The sequence below is a fragment of the Pseudoalteromonas sp. CH_XMU1449-3 genome (genome assembly GCF_037027245.1).
GTDB lineage: Bacteria > Pseudomonadota > Gammaproteobacteria > Enterobacterales > Alteromonadaceae > Pseudoalteromonas > Pseudoalteromonas shioyasakiensis.
Genome location: NZ_JAYMDY010000044.1, coordinates 1 through 1,361, shown reverse-complemented (window position 1 = coordinate 1,361; position 1,361 = coordinate 1). Strand labels below are relative to the sequence as shown.

Here is a 1,361-nt window from a genome sequence, read left to right as displayed (position 1 = left end):
AGGAGATGTATGGACTCCTCCCCCAAATAGGGTGAGTACGGTATAAAGAGATTGAACATTTACTTTTACCAATAAGGAATCCATACATGTCAAAATTTAACCTAATTAGCATCGACTTGGCAAAAAATGTTTTTCAAGTCGGTAAGTTTCTTCATCAAAAACTACAAAGTAATAAAGCGGTAAGCAGAAAAGAGCTATTGACCATACTCACCACTTCTCCTTGTTGTAAAGTTGTCATGGAGTCATGTGGCGGTGCTCATTATTGGGCACGCAAAGCGCGTAGTGTTGGTCATGAAGTCGTGATTCTAGACCCTCGATTTGTCAAAGCTTTTAGAGTTGGCCAGAAAACGGATGCAAATGATGTTATTGCAATAGCTGCGGCTTCTTTCTCACCCAATGTTCGCCCGTGTAAATCACTGACACAAGCACAGCAAAATCTACAATCGATAGAGCGAATGCGTGCGTTAGCTGAAAAGCAGAAACGGCAATTGGCTAATCAAATCAGAGGCTTGTTACTTGAATTTGGGATTGTAATCAAGCAATCGGAATGCGCGTTTAGGCAAGCTATCCCTGAGGTTCTAGAGGATAGCGATAATGGATTAACCGTAGGTTTAAGGCAGTGTCTAGCTCAGTGCTATGAATTATTTAAAGCGCAATCAACATTAAAAGAAACATTAAATGAGTTACTGACAGGTTTAGTAAAACAAGATGAGCAGTGTGAACGTTTACTGGCACTTGAGGGTGTCGGGCCTATCACAGCGGTTGGTTTATTAATAAGCTTAAGTGACACAACCCATTTTACAAGTGGACGTAACGCGGCAGCCAATGTTGGTGTCACCCCTCGGCAACACTCAAGTGGAGGAAAAGTAAGAATAGGTCATATAGCCAAATATCGTGGCGAGATAACATTACGCAGCCACTTGTTTCTCGGAGCCAGAGCGGTCATCAGTCAGCTAAAGCATCGAGAGCCAAAAACGAAAAAAGAACAATGGCTCAAAGAATTAGTTGAAAGACGGGGTGTGAAGTGTGCCGCCATTGCGTTAGCAAATAAAACAGTTAGAACAGCGTATGCCATGCTGAAAAAGGGCACGAGTTATGAACCCAGTTTACTAGCCAATTAATATTTAGCCTTCAATAACAGAAACAACAGTATTGACCAAGAACCTGCGTTAAGCGGTTAGACCCACCCTTGATAGCCTGTAAAGTACCTGGCGTGTTAAAACACCGAGTAGGAGAAGAGGCACAAGGGCGCGAATACATCAAAGGGCCGAGGTAGCTCCTCATTATGAGCCCGCATATAAGTACGCAGTCTGACAAAATTAACGAAGGGTATTGTGCAATAGGAGGAGTCCATATAAGGT

The 1,361-nt window shown here is 42.8% G+C and carries 1 protein-coding gene; it reads left to right on the top strand.

Going from position 1 to position 1,361, the window contains the following annotated elements:
• Positions 1–86: 86 nt before the first annotated feature.
• Complete coding sequence (locus tag WA256_RS21010; protein ID WP_335993306.1) at positions 87–1,121, top strand: IS110 family transposase; 1,035 nt, start codon at positions 87–89, stop codon at positions 1,119–1,121.
• Positions 1,122–1,361 lie beyond the last annotated feature (240 nt).

Excerpts from the sequence above, each read along its gene's own strand:
- WA256_RS21010 (WP_335993306.1), top strand. The coding sequence starts at position 87 with ATGTCAAAATTTAACCTAATTAGCATCGACTTGGCAAAAAATGTTTTT.